The organism is Methylobacterium sp. P1-11 (assembly GCF_008329595.1).
Taxonomy (GTDB): domain Bacteria; phylum Pseudomonadota; class Alphaproteobacteria; order Rhizobiales; family Beijerinckiaceae; genus Methylobacterium.
Genome location: NZ_NPKS01000003.1, coordinates 166,669 through 188,198, shown reverse-complemented (window position 1 = coordinate 188,198; position 21,530 = coordinate 166,669). Strand labels below are relative to the sequence as shown.

Here is a 21,530-nt window from a genome sequence, read left to right as displayed (position 1 = left end):
ATCGGACCGTGATTACGGATTCGTCTGGCGTTTTCCCGAGACGTGCGCGTCCACGAGGGGTCGTGGATTGTGTCCGGCTGCGCGGAAGACTTGCCGCAACCGCGAATTCCAGCAGGGTCGACAGGACACGTGCGCCGCGCGATCGTTCACATCGGGATGCCGCGAACCGGCTCCACCGCGTTTCAGGAGGTGCTGGCCCGCCTGCGCCCCCGCCTCGTCTCGGTCGGGATCTGCTACCCGAACCTCGCGTCGCCGGGCGCCCCCGGCAGCGACGACGTCAATCACTACCGGCTCGGCCAGGCGCTGGACCGCCGCCGCGGCGCCGCGGAGCGCCGCGAGGCCCTCGCGCGGCTCGACGCGGTCCTGGCCGCCACGCGGGCCGACACGGTCCTGCTCTCCTACGAGGATTTCGCCGTCCAGCGGCCGTTCTGGCGCGTTCCCGAGATCCTGGCAGATCTCTTTGCGCGCCGCGGCTTCGCCCTGGAGGCGGCGCTGGTGGTCAAGCCGCAGGCTGAGCAGCTGGCCTCGGCCTACGCCCTGCGGACGCAGGTCGTCGCCGAGGGCCGCACGTTCCGGGGCTTCCTGCGCTCCGAGGGCGCGTCCCGGCGCTACGATTACGCGGAAAGGCTCGAGCCCTGGCGCCGCGCCGCCGCGGGGCGCGTCACCGCCCTGCCGTACCGCGACCGGCGGTCCGACGCGCCGCTGCTGGCGCGGCTCGTCGACGGGCTCGGCCTGGGCGAGCGCCTCGCGCCGCTCCTCGGCCCGGCCGACCTCGCCTACCGCACGAACCGGAGTTCCGGGCCGGTCGCGGTCGAGGCGTCGCGCCGCCTGTACCGGCTCGGCGTGCACCGGCAGGTGACGGGGCATCGCCGGCTGCTCGGCCATATCCTCGACGACTGGGCCTGGGCGCGGGGGCTCGACGCGGAGCGGTTCCGCGGCGACGCGCCGGAGGGGCTGGCCCGCGTCGCGGCGCGCTACGCGGCCGGCAACGCGCGCTTCGCCGCCGCCTGCTGGGGGCAGTCCTGGGACGCGGTCATCGCGCCCGCGCCCGCCGCGCCGCCGAACGAGCTCGCCGCCGGGCCGGTCGCGCCGGAGACGGAGGCCGCGGTCGAGGCGCTGGTGCGCGCGGCGGCGGCGCAGGCCGCCTTCCGGTCCCCGCCCGCGTGGCGGCGGCGGACGGCCCACATCCTGGAGGAGTGCCGGGAGCGCCTCGGCGAGGCCGTCGGCTACCCGGTCTGGCGCGTGCCCTAGGGGCCGCGCGCCCGTGTCGATGTCCGAGAACCGGCAGCCGCCTCCGCGGACGCTGTCCCAGGTGGTGGATATGTGCGTCGTGCAGAAGATCCCGCAGACGATCCCAGCTGGCCTCCCTCCGGGTCCCGTGACCTGGCACCCCCTCCAGGCGCGGGAGGCGCGCTGGGCGCGCCTCGGCCAGGTGCCGGTGATCGCGTGGCTGACCGGCCTGTCGGGGGCCGGCAAGTCGACCCTGGCGGCGGAGGCCGACCGCACCCTGGTCGCGGGCGGCCGGCACAGCGCGGTCCTCGACGGCGACAACCTGCGCCACGGGCTGAACGCCGACCTCGCCTTCTCGCCGGCGGACCGCGCCGAGAACGTCCGGCGGACCGCCGAGGTGGCGCGGCTGATGGCCGAGGCGGGGACGGTGGTGATCGTCTCGCTGATCTCGCCCTACCGGGCCGACCGGGCGCTGGCACGCCGGATCGCCGGCGACATCCCGTTCCTGGAGGTGTTCGTCGACACGCCGCTGGGCCTGTGCGAGGCGCGGGACCCGAAGGGCCTCTACCGTCTGGCCCGCGCCGGCCGCATCCCCGGCTTCACCGGCATTTCGGCGCCCTACGAGCCGCCGGAGCGGCCGGACCTGACGATCGCCACCGAGGGCCGCGGCACCGCGGCCTGCGCCCGTGCCCTGAGCGCGCGGCTGATGCGGCTGAGCCGGGCGGCTGCGGGGACGAAGCCGGGGCGGTGAGCGGCGCGACCTGCCCCCTCTCCCGAACGTGAGAGGGGCAGGTCGCGCGCGCCAGCGGCTCCGGGTGCCCCTACCCGCCCGGCCAGCGCAGGTCCGCCCGCAGGCCGCCCAGCTCCGAGCGGCCGAATTCGAGCTGGGCGCCGGCGGCCTCGGCGACGTCGCGGGCGATAGCGATGCCGAAGCCGGTGCCCGGCCGGCTCTCGTCCCAGCGCTGGCCGCGCCCGATCCCCGCGATGGCCGAGGCGCTCATGCCGGGGCCGTCATCCTCGACGGCGAGGCCCGGACGGCCGGCATCGGACGTCGCGGTGATCCTCACCGTCCGGTGCGCCCACTTGCGGGCATTGTCGAGGAGGTTGCCCAGCACCTCCATCAGCTCGCCCGCCTCGCCCGGATAGGCGAGGGTCTCGGGCACCGCCACGGTCCATTCCAGGGAGTCGCCCTCCGGCAGCCGCCGCAGGGTCGCGACGAGGCGCTCCGCCACCGGGGCGACCCGGCAGGACCGCCGCCGCAGGTCGCCCGCGGCCGCGACCCGTGCCCGGGCCAGCGCCCGCTCCACCTGACCGCCCATGGCCCGCGCTTGCTCGGCGATCTCGGCCGCCAGGGCCGGGTCGGCCGGACCGGTCCGGCGCGCCAGGGCGTCCAGCACCGCCAGCGGCGTCTTGAGGCCGTGGGCCATGTCGGCGGCCGCGTCCCGGGCGCGGATCAGGGCCCGCTCCTGCGCGTCGAGCAGCCGGTTGAGGTCGGCGACCAGTGGCCGGACCTCGTCGGGGAAGTGCTCCGGCAGCCGCGCCCGCCGCCCGGAATGGACCGCCAGGAGTTCCGCCTGCAGCACCCGGAACGGGCCGAGCGCCCGGTGCACGAACAGGCCCATCGCCAGGGTCAGGACGACGAACAGGGCGACGAGCGCCGGGACGAGCAGGCGCAGGAAGGTGGCCCGGCTCGCCGCGAGGCTGCGGCGGTCCTCCGCCACCGCGACGCGCAGCGCGGTCTCGGAGCCCTGCGCGCCGATCTGCAGCGGCCGCACCACCGCGATGAGCCGGCCGCCATCGGGCCCGGCGGTGTCGAGGGTGGCGGCGGCCTGCGCGCCCGTGCCGGCGTGTCTGAGGTCGAGGCTGCCGAGGTCGAGGCTCTTGTCCCAGAGGGAGCGCGAGCGCAGCAGGTGCGACCCCGCCTCGACCTGCCAGTACAGGCCGCCATAGGGCGTGGCGAAGCGCGGGTCCGGCAGGTCTCGCGAGAGCGTCGGCACCCCGTCCGGTCCGAGTCCGACCCGCCCGGCGATGAGCTTGGCGGTCCGGTCCAGATCCTCGACGGTGCGGGCGTCCAGCACGCGGTCGAGGATCACCGTGAGGCCGATCCCGGCCAGCACCAGCGCCAGCGCGATCAGCGCGGCCGCCGCGAGGCCGAGCCGCAGGCGCAGGGAATCGCGCCTCACGACCCGCTGGGTCCGGGAACCCGGTAGCCGTGGCCGCGCCGAGTCTCGATCACCCCCGGCCCGAGCTTGCGGCGCAGGCGCGTCAGGAGCGCCTCCAGGGCGTTGGCCTCGCGCTCGGTCCCGACCCCGTGGAGATGGTCGAGCAGCTCGCCCGCCGGCACGACCTGCCCCTGCCGGTGCAGCAGGAAGGCCAGCAGCCGGTATTCCAGGGCGGTCAGCTCCGTGGGCCTTCCGTCGACGCTGACCGCGCGGGTGCGGGTGTCGAGCTCCACCGCGCCGACGCGCAGCACCGGCGAGGCGTGGCCGGCGGTGCGCCGCAGGATCGCCCGGAGCCGTGCCACCAGCTCCTCCATGCGGAACGGCTTGGCGAGGTAGTCGTCGGCGCCGGCGTCGATGCCCTCGACGCGCTCGCGCCAGCCGTCCCGGGCGGTGAGGATCAGGACCGGCAGGGCGACGTCGGCGGCGCGCAGGCGGCGCAGCACGCCGAGCCCGTCGAGGCGCGGCAGGCCGAGATCCAGCACCATGGCGTCGTACGTCTCGGTCTCGGCCCGGAACCACGCCGCCTCGCCGTCCGCCACCACGTCGGCGACGTAGCCGGCCCTCTCCAGCCCCTGCCGGATGTCGGCGGCGATGCGCGGCTCGTCCTCGACGATCAGGACGCGCACGGCCCGGCCTCCTCAATCATCGTCGTCTTCGTCCAGGATCCTGAGCGTGCCGGCATCGACCTTGACGGTCCGGCGCTTCCCGTCGGGCCCGAGGATGCGCAGCTTGTACAGCCAGTGCCCGTCGTCGTGCTTGAGATCGACCGACACGACGTCCCCCGGCACCGCCGCCCGGGCCGCCGCCAGCACCGCGTCGAGGGGGCGGATCTCGCCGCTCTCCAGGGCCCGGCGGGCGCGGTCGGCATCCTCGGAGGCGTGCAGGGGCCTGCCCGCCAGGGCGGCCAGCAGGCCGAGGGCGAGAACGAAGACGCGGCGGGACGGGAACGGGCTCATGCGGGCGCAGGCTAATCGGCGCCGCCTGACGGGACGCTGACAGGCGGCGTCAGGGTCGCGGGGCGGGGCTTCGGCACAAGGGCGGCCATAGCCCTTCCGGAGACCTGAGACCATGTCGCTGTTCATCGGTATCCTCCTCGCCTGCGCGGCCGGCCTCGCCGGCACCCTCCTCTGCCCGGACGACAGGGGCGGTCGCTCGCGCCTGCCGCTCCTCGCCGCGCTGCTGATCGGCGGCCTATCCTGGCAGGCTCCCGCCCGGGCCGGCGAGATCCTGCGCGGCCCCGCCCGGGTGATCGACGGCGGCACGCTGCGCCTCGGCGCGCGGCAGGTCAGCCTGTTCGGGATCGCCGCGCCGGAGGCGGACGCGACCTGCGCGGACGCCCAGGACCGGCCCTACCCGTGCGGCCGGGACGCCGCCCGGGCGCTCGCCGACCGGATCGGCGGGGCGGCCGTCGCCTGCGAGACGCGGGGCGAGGCCGGCGCGGCGCTCTGCCGGGTCGGGGACGCGGATCTCGGGGCCTGGATGGTGGCGCAGGGGCTCGCCCTGCCCGATCGCGCGGTCGCGCCGGACTACGCGCCCGCGGCGGACCGGGCCTGGGGGCGACGCCTCGGCCTGTGGTCGGGGGTGTTCCAGGATCCCGCGGAGCGGCGGGGCCGCCGCGCCGCCGCGAGCCTCCGCGCGGACGGGTGACGTCCCTCGGCGCGGGAACGCTCCCGGGCGCGCCCGGTTGGACCGGCAAGCCCGTTCGGGGCGCAGGTGGAACCGCGGAGGCCCCATGAGGATCCTGACCCGTACGATGCTGCTCGCTGCCCTCCTCGCCGGCGCGGCAGGGGGCGCGCACGCCGCCGAGCGCCAGGGCAAGGCCGAGGGGCGCCAGGATGCCGGCGCGCCCACGACCAGCATGGGCGCCGGCGGCCTCAGCGGCACCGGCGCCACCCAGGACGGCGCCCGCACGGGCCCGGTCGAGGGCAAGGGGCAGCCGGGCGGCGCGCGGGCGCCGTCCGCCCCGAAGGCCGGGACGGGCCGCTGATCCGTTCCGGCTCAAGGTACGGCCGTCGCACCCGCTCCCTCAGCCTGAGGCGCCCGCGTCAGCGGGCCTCGAAGGCGGGCTCCAGGGATCGCGGGGCCGGCTGGAGGCTTCCTTCGAGGTCTCCGCCGCGCTCTGGCTCCTCAGGATGAGGGCGCGGGTCGGAGATCCCCGTCCGACCGAACCGTGCTACTGCGAGCGGCGGCTGAACGAGACCGCGTAGGCCTGGACGCGGGCGTCGATCAGCGGGTCGTCCGAGACCTCGATTCCGTCGGTCAGGTTGTTGGGCATGAACAGCAGCGCCTTCTCGGCCTCGGCGCTGTCGGGCACGACCTTGCTCACCGTCACGGTGCCGAGGTCGACGGTCTTGCGGTCGTCCGGCCAGGGCTTGGTGGCGTCGTTGGTCGGGTCGCCCGGCTCGGCGAGCTGGGCCAGCATCCTGAACTTCGCTGGAGTCTTGGCGACCCGCGGGCCGATCTCGGCCATCAGGAAGTTCGGATCGCGCTTGGCCGCCTCCTCGGGAGCGAGGATCTCCTCGCCCTCCACGGGCACGAAGCGGAACCGGAACGGCTGCCGCTTGCCGGCGGCATCCACGAGGATGAAGGCGTTGACGCCGTTATAGGTCTGCCGGGCGAGGCTCGACGGGGTCTTGGCGGTTCCGCCCGCGGTGGCGGCGGCCGGGTGGGCGGCGGCGAAGCGCTCCAGCGCGGTCGGATGGGCGGCCTTCGGGCCGCTCTCGGCGGCGGCCTTGAGGAGGTCGCGGAACTCCTCGCCCGTGGCGACGGGGAAGTACTTCAGCGCGTTGGTGACGACGTCCATCTCCGAGCCGTCGCTCAGCTTGAACTTGAGCGAGAGGCCATGCGGGTTGGCGTCGGCGACGCCGTCCGGGATGGTGGGCACGCCGGTGGCGTCCGAGAACCGGATCGTCACCGGCACCGCCGGCCCCTTGAACAGGGAGGCCTTGCTGAGCCTGGCCGCCTCGGGCGACGGGGTGAAGCTGCCCTCGGCGACCACGCCCTTGGCGTGGTTGGCCCGCGCCCCCGGATGCTTGCCGAACAGCGTGTTCATCACGTCGACCGTCTGCTCGGCGGTGGAGGCCTCCTGGGCCAGGGCCGGCGCGGCCGCCGCGAGCGCGGTGCTCAGCAGGAGGGCGAAACTCGATCTCGAACGCAGCATGGGGAACCTCTCGGCAGCGCGGGCTCTCAGGCCCCGGTCAATGCGGACAGGCCCATCTTCTAGGGAGCCCGGCGCCGGAGGCACAACCAAAAGCTATGTCGCTGCGGAGCGGGGTGTGGGAAAATCGGGTGTCGGTATCGGAGACTGCGGCGCGAACGGAGGGGTCTCGCGCGTCGATGCGGGTGGATGCCGACCCTCTGCGCGCCGTGATGGTCCGCAGCGTGTCGGAAGGGTGTTCCATGCCCCCTCTCCCGTGCGGGAGAGGGTTGGGGTGAGGGATGGGACGGATCAGGATCAAGCGCGCCCGGACCGGGCGGCCAGGAGAGCCTCTTCCGGAGAGGCGTGATCCCTCCCCGTCCCTCTCCGCACGGGAGAGGGGACCCGCGCCTCATTGCGAGGGCCTACCGCGCGCCGCGGTGGAGGTCGCCGTCGATCAGCAGGGCGCTGCGGCTGTCGAGCCGCGAGCGGTATACCTGCAGGTTCTCCATCACCCGCTGCACGTAGTTGCGCGTCTCCGTGAACGGGATGCGCTCCACCCAGTCGATCACGTCGACGTCGCCCTTGCGCGGGTCGCCGTAGGCGTCGATCCACTTCTTCACGTTGCCGCCGCCGGCATTGTAGGAGGCGAAGGCCAGCACGTAGGAGCCGCGCCAATCCTCCATCAGTTCGCCGAGATGGGCCTGGCCGAGCTTGGCGCAGTAGGCGGGATCGCTGGTCAGACGGTCGACGTCGAACGCGGCCGAGACCCGGCGGGCGGTGCGCTGGGCGGTGGCCGGCATCATCTGCATCAGGCCGCGGGCGCCGACGCCCGACTGCGCCCGCGGGTCGAACTGGCTCTCCTGGCGGGCGATGGCGTAGACCATGGCCCGCTCCACCTGCGGGACCGCCGTGAAGGTCTCGTAGGTGGGGATCCCGATCGTCGGGTAGGCGTGGGCGTCGAGCGGCAGGCCGCGCTGGACCGCGAGCTTGCCGATCGCCACCAGGGCGCGCGGATCCTTCATGTCGGTGGCGAGGTCGCCGAGCGCCTGGATCTCGCGCGGGTCGGAGAGGTCCCGGGCGGCGTCGATGTAGAGCGGCAGGGCCAGCTCCTTGATCCCGGCCTCGCCGAGCAGGCGCAGGGCGCGGATGTAGAGCCGTCCGTCGAAGGCCTGCCGCTCCGTGCCCTCGAGGTCCGCGGGTGCGCGGAGCGGCAGGCTGGTCTGGCCGAGCCGCGCCCGCGCCACCTGGCCGTAATAGGCGATCGGCTGGAGGGCCGCCCGCTCGTAGAAGCGCTTGGCCTCCTCCGCCTGACCCAAAGCCTCGGCCGCCCGGCCCTGCCAGTACGCGGCCCGCGCCACCGAGATCGGGCTCTCCGCGACGGTGGCCATCCGGGCGAAATGCTGCGCGGCGCTCGCCGGATCGCCGGCGAAGCGCAGGGCGATCCAGCCGGCGTGGAACTCGGCCTCGATCCGCTTCTCGGGCGTGCGTGCCGCCTGCCCGCTCGCCACCGCGTAGGCGATCCTGGCGTCGCCGAGGTCGAGGAGCTTGCGCGCCACGATCCGGCGCTCGACCCACCACTCGTCGCCGTCGACCAGCACGTCCGGGTTGCTCGGCGCCGCGGCGAGCACGGCGGCGGCGGCTTCGGGCTTGTCGGCCCGGCGGAAATACTGCGCCCGGGAGAAGATGTAGGAGGCGTCGCTGCGCAGCGACGGCGGCACCGCGGCGAGCGCGGCCGCGGCGCCGGAGGACTTGTCCTCCACGGCCCGGCGGGCGCGCACGAGGCTGGCATAGGCGCCGCCGGCGTAGCCGGCCGCCCGGCCGGCGCTCTCCCAATCGTCCTTCAGGAGCGCCCGCTCCATCCGGTAGCGGTGGTCGACCCGGGTGAGCGTGTCCGGGAAGGCGTCGAGCACCTTGGCCTCCAGGCTCCGGCCGAAGCTCTCGGTGCGCCAGAGGTCGCGCACCATCTCGGCGGCGTCGGCCTCGCAGCCGTCCGCGCGGAGCGCGAGCGCCAGGGCGAACTTGCCCGGCGCGCTCGACGGCTTCGCCGTGGCGAAGAAGGCCCGCACCGTCGCGGGGGATTTCCGCTCGGAGAGCAGCGCCTCCTCGGCCCGGCGGCGCAGCAGCGGGCCGGCCGGCCAGTCCGGATTGGCCCGGACGAAGGCGATCGTGCGGTTGAAGCCGATGCCGGCGCCCGCGCGGATCGCCACCCATTCGAGCAGCGCCTTCGCGGCCGGATCGGTGAAGGTGTCGCGCATCCGGTCGCCGTCGGCGACCCGGCCCTTGCGGTAGAGGTCGATGGCGCCGCGCAGCAGCGTCGGGTCGGTGTCGCCGGAGATCTTCGGCCGCGCCGGATCCGGCACCTCGGGCACCGGCGCCGCCGGGGTGACGGCGGCGTCGGGCAGCGGGAAGGCCACCGGGGCATCGGGATCGGCGGAGGCGTAGGCCGAGGCCGCGGCCGGCAGCGTCCGTGCGGGCTCCTCGCCCTTGTCGTCGCCGCCGGAGGCATGGACCGGATCGAGCTTCAGGGCGTCGGCGGCGACCGGGTCGGCGGCCTTGACGGCCTGCGCGCCCCGGACCTGCGCGGTGGAGAGGGCGGCGTCGCTCGCCGGCGGGGTCGGCTGCGAGGCTGGCGGAGTCGCGGACGCCTCGGGGCCGGCTTGGCCGGCCGGGCCGGCCAGCGCGACGCCGACGGTGGCGAGGAGCGCGGCGGCGGTGAGGGACGTGCGCTTCGGGGCCGGATGCGAGGCCGCGGATCGGGTCACGAATTCCCCCTGCTGATCATCGAAGCGGGAAAGGTCGAGGTTGCGGCGGCGACCATTAAGATCGCGTTAACCGTCGCCACGATCTGTTTGCGCGCCGTGGCGCGACCGCCTATGTCTGCCCGTCCGCGCCCGTCAGGTGCGGACCCTGCGCGGCGCCGAGAACGCCGATTTCCCAATTGGGACCCTTTGGGACGCCTGAGATGACCGAGATGACCGGGAGCCGCCTGCGGGGCTCGCTCACCGCGCTTGTGACGCCCTTCCGCGACGGGGCCTTCGACGAGGCCGCCTTCCGGAAATTCGTGCGCTGGCAGATCGAGCAGGGCAGCCACGGCCTCGTGCCCACCGGTACCACCGGCGAGAGTCCGACCCTGACCCATTCCGAGCACGACCGGGTGGTCGAGGCCTGCATCGACGAGGCGGGCGGGCGCGTGCCGGTCGTGGCGGGCGCGGGGTCCAATTCCACCGCCGAGGCGGTCGAGCGGGCGCAGCACGCCGAGCGCGCGGGTGCCGACGCCGTCCTGGTGGTGACGCCGTACTACAACAAGCCGACGCAGGCGGGCCTCTACGCTCACTTCAAGGCCGTCAACGATGCGGTCGGCATTCCGATCATCATCTACAACATCCCGCCGCGCTCCGTCGTCGACATGAGCGTCGAGACGATGGCCCGGCTCTTCGAGTTGAAGAACATCGCCGGCGTGAAGGATGCGACCGCCAAGATCGACCGCGTCAGCCAGCAGCGTCAGGCCATGGGGCCGAACTTCCTCCAGCTTTCGGGCGAAGATGCGACGGCGCTCGGCTACAACGCCCAGGGCGGCCACGGCTGCATCTCGGTGGTGGCGAACGTCGCGCCCCGCCTCTGCGCCGACCTGCAGGAGGCGACGCTCGCGGGCGACTACGCCAAGGCGCTGACCCTCCAGGACCGGCTGTTCCCGCTCCAGACGGGGCTGTTCGCCGAGGCCAACCCGGCGCCGGTGAAGTACGCGCTGTCCCGGCTCGGCCACATGAAAGACGAGCTGCGCCTGCCGCTGGTGCCGGTGACCGAGCCCACGAAGCGGATCGTGGACGACGCCCTGCGCCACGCCGGCCTGCTGGTGGACTGAGGGAAGTCACGCATCATGGCCCCGAAACCGGAGCCCAGTCGGCGCATCGTCGCCGACAACCGCGCCGCGCGCTATCACTACACGATCGAGGACACGCTCGAGGCCGGCATCGCGCTGACCGGCACCGAGGTGAAGTCCCTGCGCGGCGGCAAGGCGACGATCGGCGAGGCCTATGCGGGCCCCTCCGGCAACGACCTGATGCTGTTCAACGCCTATATCCCGGAATACCTGGAGGCGAACCGCTTCAACCACGACACCAAGCGCCCGCGCCGGCTGCTGCTGCACCGCCGCCAGATCAACAAGCTGATCGGCGCGACCCAGCGCCAGGGCTACACGGTGGTGCCGCTGAAGATCTACTTCAACGACAAGGGGCGCGCGAAGGTCGAGCTCGGCCTCGGCAAGGGCAAGCAGGCCCACGACAAGCGCGAGGCGGTCAAGGAGCGCGACTGGCAGCGCGACCGGGCGCGCCTGCTGCGGGACCGAGGCTGAGGCCGGCCCGTCATCGCGAGCGGTGCGCTTCCGGATGGCTTCGCTCCGCGCGCAAAGACCGATAGCGAGGCGCGGGCGCCGAGCCGGGAGGAGCCATCCATGCCAGCCACCCACGACGTCCTGCCCGACGGCCTGCCCGTGCCGGTCGACGACGGCGCGGCCGATCATCTCCGCGGGATGCGCCTGCCCGACGTGGCGCTCACCGCCACGGACGGCCGCACGGTCTCGCTGGCGCGGCTGCCCGGCCGCACCGTGGCCTACGCCTATCCGCGCACCGGCGAGCCGGGGCAGCCCGGCCTCACGCCCGACTGGGACGCGATCCCCGGCGCCCGAGGCTGCACGCCCCAGGCCTGCGATTTCCGCGACCATCACGCCGAGCTCAAGGCGCGCGGGGTGGCGCAGGTCTACGGCCTCTCGACCCAGACGAGCGCCTACCAGCAGGAGGCGGCCGAGCGCCTGCGCCTGCCCTTCCCGCTGCTGGCCGATCCGCACCGGGCCTTCGCGATGGCGGCGCGCCTGCCGGTCTTCGAGGCCGGCGGGCAGGTTCTGCTGCGTCGGCTCACACTGGTGATCGACGACGGCGTGGTCAGCCAGCTGTTCTACCCGGTCTTCCCGCCGGACCGGAGCGCCCGGCAGGTCCTCGACTGGCTCGACGGGACCGGCGCCTGAGGCGCTACTCCTCCTCGGCCTCCGGCTGGCGGATGCCGTAGCGGTTCTCCAGGCCGGGATTCCCGCGGCCCTCCCCGCGGTAACGGCTCGGTGCCTCGCCGGAGGTGCGGGCCGGACGCTCGCTGGGCTCCCGGCCGATCCGCCCCGCGAGGCTCGCGAGGTCCACGAACTCGTCGGCCTGCCGCCGCAACTCGTCGGAGATCATCGCCGGCTGGGTCTGGATGGTGGAGATCACCGTCACCTTGACCCCGCGCCGCTGCATCGCCTCGACCAGCGAGCGGAAATCGCCGTCGCCCGAGAACAGGATCATGTGGTCGATATGCGGGCTGAGCTCGAGGGCGTCGATCGCCAGCTCGATATCCATGTTGCCCTTGTACTTCCGCCGCCCCATCGAGTCCGTGAATTCCTTCACGGGCTTGGTCACGACGCGGTAGCCGTTGTAGTCGAGCCAGTCGATCAGCGGCCGGATCGAGGAATATTCCTGATCCTCGATCATGGCTGTGTAGTAGAACGCGCGCAGGAGGTTCTCGCGCGACTGAAATTCCTTGAGCAGCTTCTTGTAATCGATATCGAAACCGAGGGCCTTGGTGGTGGCGTAGAGGTTGGCGCCGTCGATGAAGACGGCGCTGCGTTGGGTGGCTGGCATGAACAGGTCAAATCCCGAAAAATCGTGGGTGACAGAAATCGTCTGAACAAACGGCCAGGTCCGCCCGGGGGCGGAGGGCCAGGCGTGCGCCGCGGTCGCGGTTGTCACGCTCTGCAATCCGGGGTGGCACAGCGCGGCCCTCGATCCGCGCCCGCCACCCTGGCTGCCGGACCATTCGTTTCAAACGCGCCCGTGTCAAGCAGAGCACGGACGCGTGCAGCCCCGAAGACCTGGAGCAAGGGGTCGGAAAGATTGATCGACACAGGCTTTTGCGACGAACAACGAGAGTTAGGGAAGTTGATCCCGTAAACCTCAGATGCATGGCGCCGGGGCGCCCGGCCTCACCCGTTCACGCGCTCGACGCTGTTGACCGGGCGCTTGCCGCGCAACTCGGCGATGATGGCGTTGAGATGCTGGAGGTCCCAGACCGAGAGGTCGATGGTGATGTCGGTGAAGTCCTGCGTGCGCCGCTTCATCGAGATGTTGTCGATGTTGCCGTCGTGGTCGGCGATCACCTGGGCGATCTGGGCGAACACGCCCGGCTCGTTGATCGACTTGAGCGCGAGGCGCGCGGGGAAGCGCTCGCCGCCGAGCGCCTCCGTGTCCCAGCGGACATCGAGCCAGCGCTCCGGCTCGTTGTCGAAGGCGGCGAGCGCCGCCGACTGGATCGGGTAGACGGTGACGCCGACCCCGGGCGTCAGGATGCCGACGATCCGGTCGCCCGGGACCGCGCCGCCGTTCGGCGCGAAGGTCACCGGGAGGTCGCCCGCAAGACCCCGGATCGGGATCGCGTCGCTCCGGTCCTCGGCCTGTCCCTCCTTGCCCTCGGCGCCCGGGAAGGTGAGCCGCATGGTCTGGTCGGCCGAGCGGACGAGGCGGCCCGCCCCGCTGGCGGCCCCTTGCGCGGCAGAGGGCCGGCGCTCGTCGCGATGGTCGGGATAGACGGCGCGGACGACGTCGCCCGAGAACATCTCGCCGCGCCCCACGGCGGCGAACACGTCCTCGGTGGTGGCGCGGGCGAGCCGCGGCAGGGCGCCCCGGAGCTTGTCCTCCGAGAAGGTCTTGGCCGCGCGCTCGAAGGCCCGGTCCAGGATCTGGCGTCCGAGCCCGGCATATTGCCGTCGCACGGCCGCCCGAGTCGCCCGCCGGATCGCCGCGCGGGCCTTGCCGGTCACCACCAGGGATTCCCAGGCCGCCGGGGGCGATGCCCCGTCCGAGCGGCTGATTTCGACCTCGTCGCCGTTGGCGAGTTCGTGCAACAGCGGCGCCATCCGGCCGTTGATCTTGGCGCCGACCGCGGTGTTGCCGACATCGGTGTGGACCGCGTACGCGAAGTCGATCGGCGTCGCGCCCCGCGGCAGGGCGATCAGCCGGCCCTTCGGGGTGAAGCAGAACACCTGGTCCTGGAACAGCTCCAGCTTGGTGTGCTCCAGGAATTCTTCCGGACTGTCGCCCTCGGCGAGCAGCTCGATGGTCCGGCGGAGCCACTGATAGGCGCCACTCTCGGCCGCCAGCCGCGGATGGACGCTGCCCTCGGTCCGCCCGGCCTCCTTGGCGAGGTCCTTGCCGAGTTCCTTGTAATGAGCGTGGGCCGCGATGCCGTATTCGGCGATGTCGTCCATGGCGCGGGTCCGGATCTGCAGCTCGACGCGCTGGCTCTTCGGCCCGATCACTGTGGTGTGGATCGAGCGATAATCGTTCTGCTTCGGCGTCGAGATGTAGTCCTTGTACCGGCCCGGGACCATCGGCCAGCTGGTATGGACGATGCCGAGCGCCGCGTAGCAATCCTGCACGGTGTCGACGACCACGCGGAAGCCGAAGATGTCGGAGAGCTGCTCGAAGGCGACGGATTTCCGCTCCATCTTCGACCAGATCGAGAACGGGCGCTTCTGCCGGCCGCTCACCTCGGCGGTGATCCCCTGCGCGCCGAGCTTGTCGGTGAGCACCTGCGCGATGGTCTCGACCACGCTCTCGGATTTGGCGGTGAGCCGGGTCAGGCGCTGGGTGATGGTGGCGTAGACGTCGGGCTCCAGGTTGCGGAAGGCCAGATCCTCCAGCTCCTCGCGCAGCTCCTGCATGCCCATGCGGCCGGCGAGCGGCGCGTAGATGTCGAGCGTCTCCTGCGCGATGCGGTGGCGCTTGTCCTCCCGCATGTGCTGGAGGGTGCGCATGTTGTGCAGGCGGTCGGCAAGCTTGACGAGGAGCACCCGCACATCGGCGGCCACGGCGAGCAGCAGCTTGCGGAAGTTCTCGCCCTGCGCCGCCTGCTTGGAGACGAGATCGAGGCGCTTCAGCTTGGTCAGGCCGTCGACCAGCGCGCCGATCTCCGATCCGAACAGCCGGCGGATCTCTTCCAGCGTCGCCTCGGTGTCCTCCACGGTGTCGTGCAGGACCGCCGCCACGATGGTGGCGTCGTCGAGATGCAGGTCCGTGAGGATGGCGGCGACTTCGAGCGGGTGGGCGAAGAACAGGTCGCCCGAGGCGCGCTTCTGCGTGCCGTGCGCCTGCATGGCGTACACGTAGGCGCGGTTGAGCAGCGCCTCGTCGGCGGCCGGGTTGTAGCGCTTGACCCGCTCCACGAGTTCGTACTGGCGCATCATCCGCCGGGACGGAGCGGGCGCTTCCTGGGTCGTGCGTGGGGTCGGGATCACGCGCGATTGTTCCGCAACAGCCGTGCCGGCGCCAGTCCCCGGCGTCGGAGGGGTGCCGGCTGCGGACGGGCCGGCCGCGGAACGAGAGAACCCGGCGTCTCCGCCGGGTCCGGTCTCGGTCAGGTCCTGCGCATCCAGGCCCACGCCGTCAGGCTCACTCGCCCTCGTCGTCGGTCTCGACCGGCGGGGCGAGGTTCTCGAGACCGCGCAGGAGGTCCTCCTCGCTCATGCGGTCGAACTGGACCGCCGCATCGTCGCTGGAGGATTGGGGCGCCACCGCGGCGGCGGCCGGCGAGCTCGACAGCAGCGGCACGGTCTCGGCCTCCGGCTCGTCCACCTCGACGTATTTCTGCATCGAGTGGATCAGCTGCTCCTTGAGATCGTCGGCCGTGATCGTCTCGTCGCCGATCTCGCGCAGGGCGACGACCGGGTTCTTGTCGCGGTCGCGGTCGATCGTCAGCGGGGCGCCGGCGGCCAGGAGGCGGGCCCGGTGGCTCGCCAGCAGCACCAGCTCGAAGCGGTTCTCGACCTTCTCGATGCAGTCTTCGACGGTGACGCGCGCCATGCGGGGCGGCTCCTTAGGCTTGAGCGACGGATGATGTCGGGTATGGGGTCACTCTACACCGGATGCCGTTGTGCAACAAGCACAGCGGGTTGCGCAGGGCGCGCGTCCGGCGAGCGTGCCGGTCCGGTCGACCCGGCGCCCGTGTGGCACGTCGATGCGGCGCCATGGTGCGGCGCATTGTTGACACCCGCGGCCGCGGGTGCGAGTGCGCGCGCCATTCCAGAGTTTCGGCCGACACGGGCGGCGTTCGCGCGCCGACCGATGGCGGCGATCAGGACGCAACATGCGCGCACTCATTTTTCCCGGCCAGGGCAGCCAGGCGGTCGGCATGGCGCGGGACCTTGCGGAGGCCTTCCCGCAGGCCAGGGCCGTGCTCGACGAGGTCGATGCCGCCCTGAGCCAGAACCTGTCGCGGCTGATGTTCGAGGGGCCGGCCGAGGAGCTGACCCTCACCACCAATGCCCAGCCGGCGCTGATGGCGGCCAGCCTCGCGGTGCTGCGCGTGCTGGAGGCCGAGCGCGGGCTCGACCTTGAGCGCGACGTCGCCTGCGTCGCCGGCCATTCGCTCGGCGAATACGCGGCGCTCGCGGCCGCCGGAAGCCTCACCGTGGCGGATGCCGCCAGGCTGCTGCGCCTGCGGGGCGAGGCCATGCAGGAGGCGGTGGCGCCGGGCGCGGGCGCCATGGCGGCGCTGATCGGCACCGACCTCGAGGCCGCCCGGTCCGTCGCCGAGGCGGCGGCCGACGAGGCCGGCGGCGGCGCGGTCTGCGACGTCGCCAACGACAATGGCGGCGGGCAGGTGGTGCTCTCCGGCGACCGCCCGGCCGTCGAGCGCGCCATCGGCATCGCCACCAGCCGCGGGATCAAGCGCGCCGTGATGCTCAACGTCTCGGCACCGTTCCATTGCCGCCTGATGGCCCCGGCCGCCGAGGCCATGGCCCGGGCGCTGGCCGGCGTCACCCTGAAGGCCCCGCGCGTCACCCTCTACGCCAATGTCGCGGCCGCCCCGGTCGCCGATCCGGAGGCGGTCCGCGCGGCCCTGGTCGAGCAGGTCACCGGCACCGTGCGCTGGCGCGAGAGCGTCGCCACCATGGCGGGATCGGGCGTCGACCGGTTCTATGAACTCGGCGCCGGCAAGGTCCTGACCGGCCTCGTCAAGCGCATCGCGCCCCAGGCGTCGGCCACCGCGATCGGCACCCCCGCGGACGTCGCCGCCTTCGCGCTCTGATCCCACAGGAGCCCCGCATGTTCGATCTCACCGGCCGCAAGGCCCTCGTCACCGGCGCGACCGGCGGTCTCGGCCAGGCGATCGCCCGGGCGCTGCACGCCCAGGGCGCCACCGTGGCGCTGTCGGGCACGCGCCCGCAGGCCCTGGAGGCGCTGGCGGCCGAACTCGGCGAGCGCGCGAGTCCCGTCGCGGCCGACCTCTCCGACAAGGACTCGGTCGAGGGACTCGTGCCGGCCGCGGAGGCCGCGATCGGCCCGCTGGACATCCTCGTGAACAATGCCGGCATCACCCGCGACAACCTCTTCATGCGGATGAAGGACGAGGAGTGGGAGCAGGTGATCGCCGTCAACCTCACCGCCGCCTTCCGGCTGTCGCGGGCCGCCGTGAAGGGCATGATGCGCCGCCGCTCCGGGCGGATCGTCAATATCGGCTCGGTGGTCGGCTCGACCGGCAATCCCGGCCAGGGCAACTACGCCGCCGCCAAGGCCGGCCTCGTCGGCATGACCAAGGCGCTCGCCGCCGAGGTCGCCTCCCGCGGGATCACGGTCAACTGTATCGCGCCGGGCTTCATCAGCTCGCCCATGACCGACTCCCTCAACGAGAAGCAGCGCGAAGGTATCCTCGCCCGCGTGCCCGCCGGGCGCCTCGGCGAGGGGTCGGAGGTCGCGGCGGCCTGCATCTACCTCGCCTCCGCGGAAGCCGCCTACGTCACCGGCCACACGCTGCACGTGAATGGCGGGATGGCCATGTACTAGAGAGCGTATACCGGTCCTGGACTTGCGAAGACTGCTTGCGAATCACCCCCGCCGACACGCAAGTGCCACACCCATGAAGGCTTTCTGAACGGGCCCTCGCCAGGGCGGGAACCCTGTGCTACCACGCCCCGCAGCCGTACAGGGGGTTGACGGTTCAGCGGGTTTTCAGTCCAAGGCCTTCCGGCGGGGGCGTCCCGGCTCACGCGCCGGTTCACCTCAGAAGCACGCGCGATCGGACACCGGCCCGTCACAACAAGCCCGCAAGGGCGCGACGCGGCCACGGCACCACCCCGAGAAGACTGACAGACCAAAAGGACGAGGACGGAAGACCGATGAGCGATATCGCTGAGCGCGTGAAGAAGATCGTCGTCGAGCACCTGGGCGTGGAGCCCGAGAAGGTGGTCGAGAGCGCCAACTTCATCGACGACCTCGGTGCCGACAGCCTCGACACGGTCGAGCTGGTCATGGCCTTCGAGGAGGAGTTCAACGTCGAGATCCCGGACGACGCTGCCGAGACGATCCAGACGGTCGGCGACGCCGTGAAGTTCCTGGAAAAGAACTCCGCCGCCTGAGGCGCCGGGGACCGGGTTTGACGCGGCGCGGGTGAGGCGAAACAGCCCCCGCGCCGTTATGCGTTTCAAGGCTCGGAGTCGTGACGGGTCCCGGCGGGACCGATTCCGTCTCCGAGGACGTTAGGACGATGCGCGACCGCGGCGGTGCCGGCGGGGCGGCGCCTCAAGACGGGACAGGGCACATGCGGCGGGTGGTGGTCACGGGTCTGGGGATGGTCACGCCGCTCGGCAGCGGGGTGGCGCACACCTGGAGCCGGCTGATCGCGGGCGACAGCGGCGCCGGCCCGATCCGCGGCTTCGAATCCGCCGACCTGCCCTGCCGGATCGCCGCGCAGGTCCCCTTCGGCGACGGCACCGACGGCACCTTCAACCCCGACGCGGTGATGGAGCCCAAGGAGCAGCGCAAGGTCGATCCGTTCATCGTCTACGCGATGGCGGCGGCCGACGAGGCGCTGAAGGACGCCGGCTGGGCGCCCAAGAGCCACGAGGACCAATGCGCCACCGGCGTGCTGATCGGCTCCGGCATCGGTGGCATCGGCGGCATCTACGACGCCTCCGTGACCCTGCACGAGAAGGGTCCGCGCCGCATCTCGCCGTTCTTCATCCCGGGCCGGATCATCAACCTCGCCTCGGGCCAGGTCTCGATCGCGTACGGCCTCAAGGGCCCCAACAACGCCGTGGTCACGGCCTGCTCCACGGGCGCCCACGCCATCGGCGATGCGAGCCGCCTCATCGCGCTCGGCGACGCCGACGTGATGGTGGCGGGCGGCGCCGAGTCCCCGGTGAACCGCCTCTCGATCGCGGGCTTCTCCGCCTGCCGGGCGCTGACCACGGGCTTCAACGACACGCCGGAGAAGGCGTCGCGCCCCTACGACCGGGACCGCGACGGCTTCCTCATGGGCGAGGGCGCCGGCATCGTGGTGCTGGAGGAATACGAGCACGCCAAGGCGCGCGGCGCGAAGATCTACGCCGAGGTGGTGGGCTACGGCCTCTCGGGCGACGCCTACCACATCACCTCCCCCTCCCCGGACGGCGACGGCGCCTTCCGCTGCATGAGCGCGGCGGTGAAGCGGGCCGGGATCTCGCCGGCCGAAATCGGCTACATCAACGCCCACGGCACCTCGACGCCCATGGGCGACGAGCTGGAGCTGAAGGCCGTGGAGCGCCTCCTGGGCGACGCCGCCGCGGGAGCGACCATGTCGTCGACCAAGAGCTCGGTGGGCCACCTGCTGGGCGCGGCCGGCTCGGTCGAGGCGATCTTCTCGATCCTCGTCCTGCGCGACGGCGTGATCCCGCCGACGCTCAACCTCGACAACCCCTCGGTCGAGACGAAGATCGATCTGGTGCCGTTCGAGGCGAAGCGGAAGCAGGTGGACGTCGTGCTGTCGAACTCGTTCGGGTTCGGGGGGACGAATGCCAGCTTGGTGATGCGGCGGGTCGCATAAGAGCGTCGCCGGTTCACTCCGATACGCTCTGCAAGTCTTCCAGAAACTCTGGCCGTGATCGGGCGCACGAATACTTCGGCGCTCCTGCAGAGGGCGCCACGTGGAAGGTGACGGGCCGTGCTCGCCCGTGCGGTAGGGGGCCTGGCATGGGCCTGAAGATTGCGGGGCGTGCGCCGATGTGACGAGCCCCGTGGAAGCCGTTGCCCGGAAGGCCGAACGGGTCAGGATCGTCTGGCGCCCCTCGCATTGCCCGCGCCGAGGGCGCGTCCAAGAAGAAATACTTCCGGCCTGCAGCTTTTCAGTCGATCAATGCGAGCGTTTCTTAGACGGCTTGGCAAAATCTGCGGACGGTTACTGAGCTGCGTGCAGAATGCCGCCTCGGATCCGGCACTCGCGCCCGCGTAGACGCTCTTCCCGAAATCCGCGACGCTGGTTGCGCGAAGCTTGTGAGCGATATTCCGATCTCGCTCTCATCCTGGGGTGCTGCGCAGAAATCTCGAAGGAGCCCTCCAGAACGCGCTGTGATCCCCGGAGGCCTCCTTCGGGGCCTCCGCTGCGCTTCGGCACATCAGGATGAGAGAAGGACTTGGATTCTTGTCACATGAACTGTTGTTCTAGAGAAATCCTAGGTTCCAACAGGGTTTCTGGCTGCGGAGAAGCAGCAATAGCTTGATCGCTACCACCCCCGCCGCTCGTCCGCCCCCGGCACCCGCCCCTGCGGGGTGAGCGTGTGCACCACCTCGGGCAGCGCCTGGGCGAGCTGCGACAGCAGCGTCTCGCGGTCCATCCCGGTCTGGCATTGAAGGGTGTCCACCGTGTCGGGGCCGAGCGCCCGGGCGAGCTGGTCCGGGGCTACCGGGCGGTTGGCGCCATGGCCGATCCAGGACTCGATCACGTCGCCGAGGCCGCCCTGGCGGAACCGGTCGACCAGCCCGTCGAGGCCGCCGAGATCGCCCTGCCCGTCGGGGCCGGCGCGGCTCGGGGCCGGGGCCTCGCCCGGGCCGTCGAGCATGTCGGACAGATCCGAGAAATCGCCCGGCGGCAGCGACCGGTCCACCGGACCGTCCGGGCCGCTGTCGCGGCGGCCGCCATACTGGTCCCAGCCGCCGATATCGCCTGTGTCGTCGGAGCGGCGTCCACCGGCATCCGCCGGATGCTGGCCGGGATCGCGTCCGTAAGGTCCGGCGCCGCCGGAGCGGTCGGCCTCTGGGCCCGGCTCACCCTGGCGCCCGCGCCCGAAAATGTCGCCGAATCCGCCGCTGGCGCCCTTGGCAAGCAGCAGCATCAGCAGCGCCTTCACCAGGGGCGACATGCCCCCGGAGCCCTGCTTCTGCCCGCCGAACACCTGACCCAGCACGCCCCCGATCGCCGATTCGAGCAGTCCCATGCGCGTCTCCCCCCAAGGTTCGGGCCTGACGAGCCCGGGCGAACAACAATCCGGCGCGGGCGCGGGTTGCCTCGCTCAGCGGCCCGGATGGGTGAGCGCGGCCTGCGTGGTGCTGGCGGCCGTGGTGGCGTCGGCGGGCTCGACCAGCGGCACCGTCGCGGCCGAGAGGATCAGTCCGGCCAGGAACAGGCCGGTGGCGGCGGCGCCGGCGCGGGGGCGCGGCAGGCGGACGGCGCGGCGTTTCGCGGGATGGGGACGTTCGACGGTCCTGGGCATCGCGGCCTCTCCGGGTTCGGGGCGGGCCCTCGGGGCCCTGTTGCCGGAGGAACGCTGTCGGGGGGCGGACCGGTTCCCGGAGCTTAGGTCCGGATGACGAGGTGGCGCCCCAGCGCCCCGAGGGCGCAGGCCCCGCAATAGACCGGCAGGATCAGGGCCGCGCCATCGAGCCACAGGCCGGCCACGCCCGGTACGAACCCGGCAATTGCCGCCGCGGCCACGAGCCCCGCGATCACGCAGAGGCCCAGCGAGGCGGCGAGCCGGGCCGGCCAGCCGACCAGCCCCCCGACCGCGAGGCCGAGCGCGGCCGCCCCGGCGAGCCCGGGCCAGAATCCGGCGAGCAGCAGCGTCACGGCCGTGCGGCCTCCCTGGGGGCGCGATGGTGGCGCGCGGA

22 protein-coding genes are annotated in these 21,530 nt (G+C 72.5%); 11 read left to right on the top strand and 11 right to left on the bottom strand.

The features are described 5' to 3' along the window. Nucleotides 1-129: 129 nt before the first annotated feature. Nucleotides 130-1,251, top strand: a complete 1,122-nt coding sequence (locus CIW48_RS04935) for a hypothetical protein (protein ID WP_173009178.1) — start codon at nucleotides 130-132, stop codon at nucleotides 1,249-1,251. Nucleotides 1,252-1,321: 70 nt separating this feature from the next. After that, nucleotides 1,322-1,981, top strand: a complete 660-nt coding sequence (cysC, locus tag CIW48_RS04930; protein WP_149309726.1) for an adenylyl-sulfate kinase — start codon at nucleotides 1,322-1,324, stop codon at nucleotides 1,979-1,981. 70 nt (nucleotides 1,982-2,051) lie between these two features. Here cysC and CIW48_RS04925 read toward each other — a convergent pair whose 3' ends face one another. The 3 genes from CIW48_RS04925 to CIW48_RS04915 are packed head-to-tail and all read right to left on the bottom strand — an operon-like array spanning nucleotide 2,052 to nucleotide 4,408. Further along, a complete protein-coding gene (locus CIW48_RS04925) occupies nucleotides 2,052-3,413 on the bottom strand; it encodes a sensor histidine kinase (RefSeq protein WP_149309583.1) in 1,362 nt (453 codons plus the stop codon). Next, complete coding sequence (locus CIW48_RS04920) at nucleotides 3,410-4,078, bottom strand: response regulator transcription factor (RefSeq protein WP_149309580.1); 669 nt, start codon at nucleotides 4,076-4,078, stop codon at nucleotides 3,410-3,412. The genes CIW48_RS04925 and CIW48_RS04920 overlap by 4 nt, the downstream gene beginning before the upstream one ends. Before the next feature lie 12 nt (nucleotides 4,079-4,090). Continuing rightward, entirely contained in the window at nucleotides 4,091-4,408 is a 318-nt protein-coding gene (locus CIW48_RS04915; RefSeq protein WP_149309578.1) for a PepSY domain-containing protein, read from the bottom strand. A gap of 112 nt (nucleotides 4,409-4,520) precedes the next feature. Between CIW48_RS04915 and CIW48_RS04910 the strand changes: the two genes are divergently transcribed. Beyond that, the gene (locus CIW48_RS04910) at nucleotides 4,521-5,099 is read left to right on the top strand and encodes a thermonuclease family protein (RefSeq protein WP_149309576.1); all 579 of its coding nucleotides are present in this window, start codon (nucleotides 4,521-4,523) and stop codon (nucleotides 5,097-5,099) included. A gap of 85 nt (nucleotides 5,100-5,184) precedes the next feature. Continuing rightward, entirely contained in the window at nucleotides 5,185-5,439 is a 255-nt protein-coding gene (locus CIW48_RS04905; RefSeq protein ID WP_149309574.1) for a hypothetical protein, read from the top strand. A gap of 186 nt (nucleotides 5,440-5,625) precedes the next feature. Here the strand turns inward: CIW48_RS04905 and CIW48_RS04895 are convergent, their stop codons facing one another. Continuing rightward, a complete protein-coding gene (locus tag CIW48_RS04895; protein WP_149309572.1) occupies nucleotides 5,626-6,612 on the bottom strand; it encodes a catalase family peroxidase in 987 nt (328 codons plus the stop codon). Between the two features lie 401 nt (nucleotides 6,613-7,013). Beyond that, nucleotides 7,014-9,353 (bottom strand): lytic transglycosylase domain-containing protein, encoded by a 2,340-nt coding sequence (locus CIW48_RS04890; RefSeq protein ID WP_149309569.1) that lies wholly within the window; start codon nucleotides 9,351-9,353, stop codon nucleotides 7,014-7,016. Between the two features lie 200 nt (nucleotides 9,354-9,553). Here CIW48_RS04890 and dapA point away from each other — a divergent pair, with 200 nt between their 5' ends. From dapA to CIW48_RS04875, 3 genes are all read left to right on the top strand, one after another. Continuing rightward, on the top strand, nucleotides 9,554-10,453 hold the full coding sequence (dapA, locus tag CIW48_RS04885; protein ID WP_149309567.1) for a 4-hydroxy-tetrahydrodipicolinate synthase: 900 nt from the start codon (nucleotides 9,554-9,556) through the stop codon (nucleotides 10,451-10,453). Between the two features lie 15 nt (nucleotides 10,454-10,468). Beyond that, nucleotides 10,469-10,942, top strand: a complete 474-nt coding sequence (smpB, locus tag CIW48_RS04880; protein ID WP_020095208.1) for an SsrA-binding protein SmpB — start codon at nucleotides 10,469-10,471, stop codon at nucleotides 10,940-10,942. Between the two features lie 99 nt (nucleotides 10,943-11,041). Continuing rightward, nucleotides 11,042-11,611: a peroxiredoxin gene (locus CIW48_RS04875; protein WP_149309565.1), complete on the top strand. Its 570-nt coding sequence runs from the start codon at nucleotides 11,042-11,044 to the stop codon at nucleotides 11,609-11,611. 4 nt (nucleotides 11,612-11,615) lie between these two features. Here the strand turns inward: CIW48_RS04875 and CIW48_RS04870 are convergent, their stop codons facing one another. The 3 genes from CIW48_RS04870 to rpoZ form a co-directional block, all read right to left on the bottom strand. Continuing rightward, on the bottom strand, nucleotides 11,616-12,257 hold the full coding sequence (locus tag CIW48_RS04870; RefSeq protein ID WP_149309563.1) for an NYN domain-containing protein: 642 nt from the start codon (nucleotides 12,255-12,257) through the stop codon (nucleotides 11,616-11,618). A gap of 341 nt (nucleotides 12,258-12,598) precedes the next feature. Next, the gene (locus CIW48_RS04865; protein WP_091775869.1) at nucleotides 12,599-14,857 is read right to left on the bottom strand and encodes a bifunctional (p)ppGpp synthetase/guanosine-3',5'-bis(diphosphate) 3'-pyrophosphohydrolase; all 2,259 of its coding nucleotides are present in this window, start codon (nucleotides 14,855-14,857) and stop codon (nucleotides 12,599-12,601) included. A 205-nt stretch (nucleotides 14,858-15,062) separates the two neighbouring features. Next, nucleotides 15,063-15,473, bottom strand: coding sequence for a DNA-directed RNA polymerase subunit omega (gene rpoZ, locus CIW48_RS04860; protein ID WP_010685409.1), 411 nt, complete (start codon nucleotides 15,471-15,473; stop codon nucleotides 15,063-15,065). A gap of 283 nt (nucleotides 15,474-15,756) precedes the next feature. Here rpoZ and fabD point away from each other — a divergent pair, with 283 nt between their 5' ends. The 4 genes from fabD to fabF all read left to right on the top strand — a co-directional run bounded on the left by fabD (nucleotide 15,757) and on the right by fabF (nucleotide 19,473). After that, complete coding sequence (gene fabD, locus CIW48_RS04855; RefSeq protein WP_149309561.1) at nucleotides 15,757-16,701, top strand: ACP S-malonyltransferase; 945 nt, start codon at nucleotides 15,757-15,759, stop codon at nucleotides 16,699-16,701. Between the two features lie 17 nt (nucleotides 16,702-16,718). Further along, complete coding sequence (gene fabG, locus CIW48_RS04850; protein ID WP_149309559.1) at nucleotides 16,719-17,456, top strand: 3-oxoacyl-[acyl-carrier-protein] reductase; 738 nt, start codon at nucleotides 16,719-16,721, stop codon at nucleotides 17,454-17,456. A 332-nt stretch (nucleotides 17,457-17,788) separates the two neighbouring features. Further along, complete coding sequence (locus CIW48_RS04845; RefSeq protein ID WP_007559070.1) at nucleotides 17,789-18,028, top strand: acyl carrier protein; 240 nt, start codon at nucleotides 17,789-17,791, stop codon at nucleotides 18,026-18,028. A gap of 182 nt (nucleotides 18,029-18,210) precedes the next feature. Further along, nucleotides 18,211-19,473 (top strand): beta-ketoacyl-ACP synthase II, encoded by a 1,263-nt coding sequence (gene fabF, locus CIW48_RS04840; RefSeq protein WP_149309724.1) that lies wholly within the window; start codon nucleotides 18,211-18,213, stop codon nucleotides 19,471-19,473. A gap of 676 nt (nucleotides 19,474-20,149) precedes the next feature. Here the strand turns inward: fabF and CIW48_RS04835 are convergent. The 3 genes from CIW48_RS04835 to CIW48_RS04825 form a co-directional block, all read right to left on the bottom strand. Continuing rightward, the gene (locus CIW48_RS04835) at nucleotides 20,150-20,860 is read right to left on the bottom strand and encodes a YidB family protein (RefSeq protein ID WP_149309557.1); all 711 of its coding nucleotides are present in this window, start codon (nucleotides 20,858-20,860) and stop codon (nucleotides 20,150-20,152) included. 75 nt (nucleotides 20,861-20,935) lie between these two features. Beyond that, entirely contained in the window at nucleotides 20,936-21,136 is a 201-nt protein-coding gene (locus tag CIW48_RS04830) for a hypothetical protein (RefSeq protein WP_149309554.1), read from the bottom strand. 83 nt (nucleotides 21,137-21,219) lie between these two features. After that, complete coding sequence (locus CIW48_RS04825; RefSeq protein WP_149309552.1) at nucleotides 21,220-21,489, bottom strand: hypothetical protein; 270 nt, start codon at nucleotides 21,487-21,489, stop codon at nucleotides 21,220-21,222. Between the last annotated feature and the right edge of the window lie 41 nt (nucleotides 21,490-21,530).

What these genes read in the sequence shown, in the direction of transcription:
- cysC (WP_149309726.1), top strand. Translation starts at nt 1,322, where the DNA reads ATGTGCGTCGTGCAGAAGATCCCGCAGACGATCCCAGCTGGCCTCCCT.
- CIW48_RS04915 (WP_149309578.1), bottom strand. Translation starts at nt 4,408, where the DNA reads ATGAGCCCGTTCCCGTCCCGCCGCGTCTTCGTTCTCGCCCTCGGCCTG.
- CIW48_RS04910 (WP_149309576.1), top strand. Translation starts at nt 4,521, where the DNA reads ATGTCGCTGTTCATCGGTATCCTCCTCGCCTGCGCGGCCGGCCTCGCC.
- CIW48_RS04905 (WP_149309574.1), top strand. Translation starts at nt 5,185, where the DNA reads ATGAGGATCCTGACCCGTACGATGCTGCTCGCTGCCCTCCTCGCCGGC.
- CIW48_RS04895 (WP_149309572.1), bottom strand. Translation starts at nt 6,612, where the DNA reads ATGCTGCGTTCGAGATCGAGTTTCGCCCTCCTGCTGAGCACCGCGCTC.
- dapA (WP_149309567.1), top strand. Translation starts at nt 9,554, where the DNA reads ATGACCGAGATGACCGGGAGCCGCCTGCGGGGCTCGCTCACCGCGCTT.
- smpB (WP_020095208.1), top strand. Translation starts at nt 10,469, where the DNA reads ATGGCCCCGAAACCGGAGCCCAGTCGGCGCATCGTCGCCGACAACCGC.
- CIW48_RS04875 (WP_149309565.1), top strand. Translation starts at nt 11,042, where the DNA reads ATGCCAGCCACCCACGACGTCCTGCCCGACGGCCTGCCCGTGCCGGTC.
- CIW48_RS04870 (WP_149309563.1), bottom strand. Translation starts at nt 12,257, where the DNA reads ATGCCAGCCACCCAACGCAGCGCCGTCTTCATCGACGGCGCCAACCTC.
- CIW48_RS04865 (WP_091775869.1), bottom strand. Translation starts at nt 14,857, where the DNA reads ATGATGCGCCAGTACGAACTCGTGGAGCGGGTCAAGCGCTACAACCCG.
- rpoZ (WP_010685409.1), bottom strand. Translation starts at nt 15,473, where the DNA reads ATGGCGCGCGTCACCGTCGAAGACTGCATCGAGAAGGTCGAGAACCGC.
- fabD (WP_149309561.1), top strand. Translation starts at nt 15,757, where the DNA reads ATGCGCGCACTCATTTTTCCCGGCCAGGGCAGCCAGGCGGTCGGCATG.
- fabG (WP_149309559.1), top strand. Translation starts at nt 16,719, where the DNA reads ATGTTCGATCTCACCGGCCGCAAGGCCCTCGTCACCGGCGCGACCGGC.
- CIW48_RS04845 (WP_007559070.1), top strand. Translation starts at nt 17,789, where the DNA reads ATGAGCGATATCGCTGAGCGCGTGAAGAAGATCGTCGTCGAGCACCTG.
- fabF (WP_149309724.1), top strand. Translation starts at nt 18,211, where the DNA reads ATGCGGCGGGTGGTGGTCACGGGTCTGGGGATGGTCACGCCGCTCGGC.
- CIW48_RS04835 (WP_149309557.1), bottom strand. Translation starts at nt 20,860, where the DNA reads ATGGGACTGCTCGAATCGGCGATCGGGGGCGTGCTGGGTCAGGTGTTC.
- CIW48_RS04830 (WP_149309554.1), bottom strand. Translation starts at nt 21,136, where the DNA reads ATGCCCAGGACCGTCGAACGTCCCCATCCCGCGAAACGCCGCGCCGTC.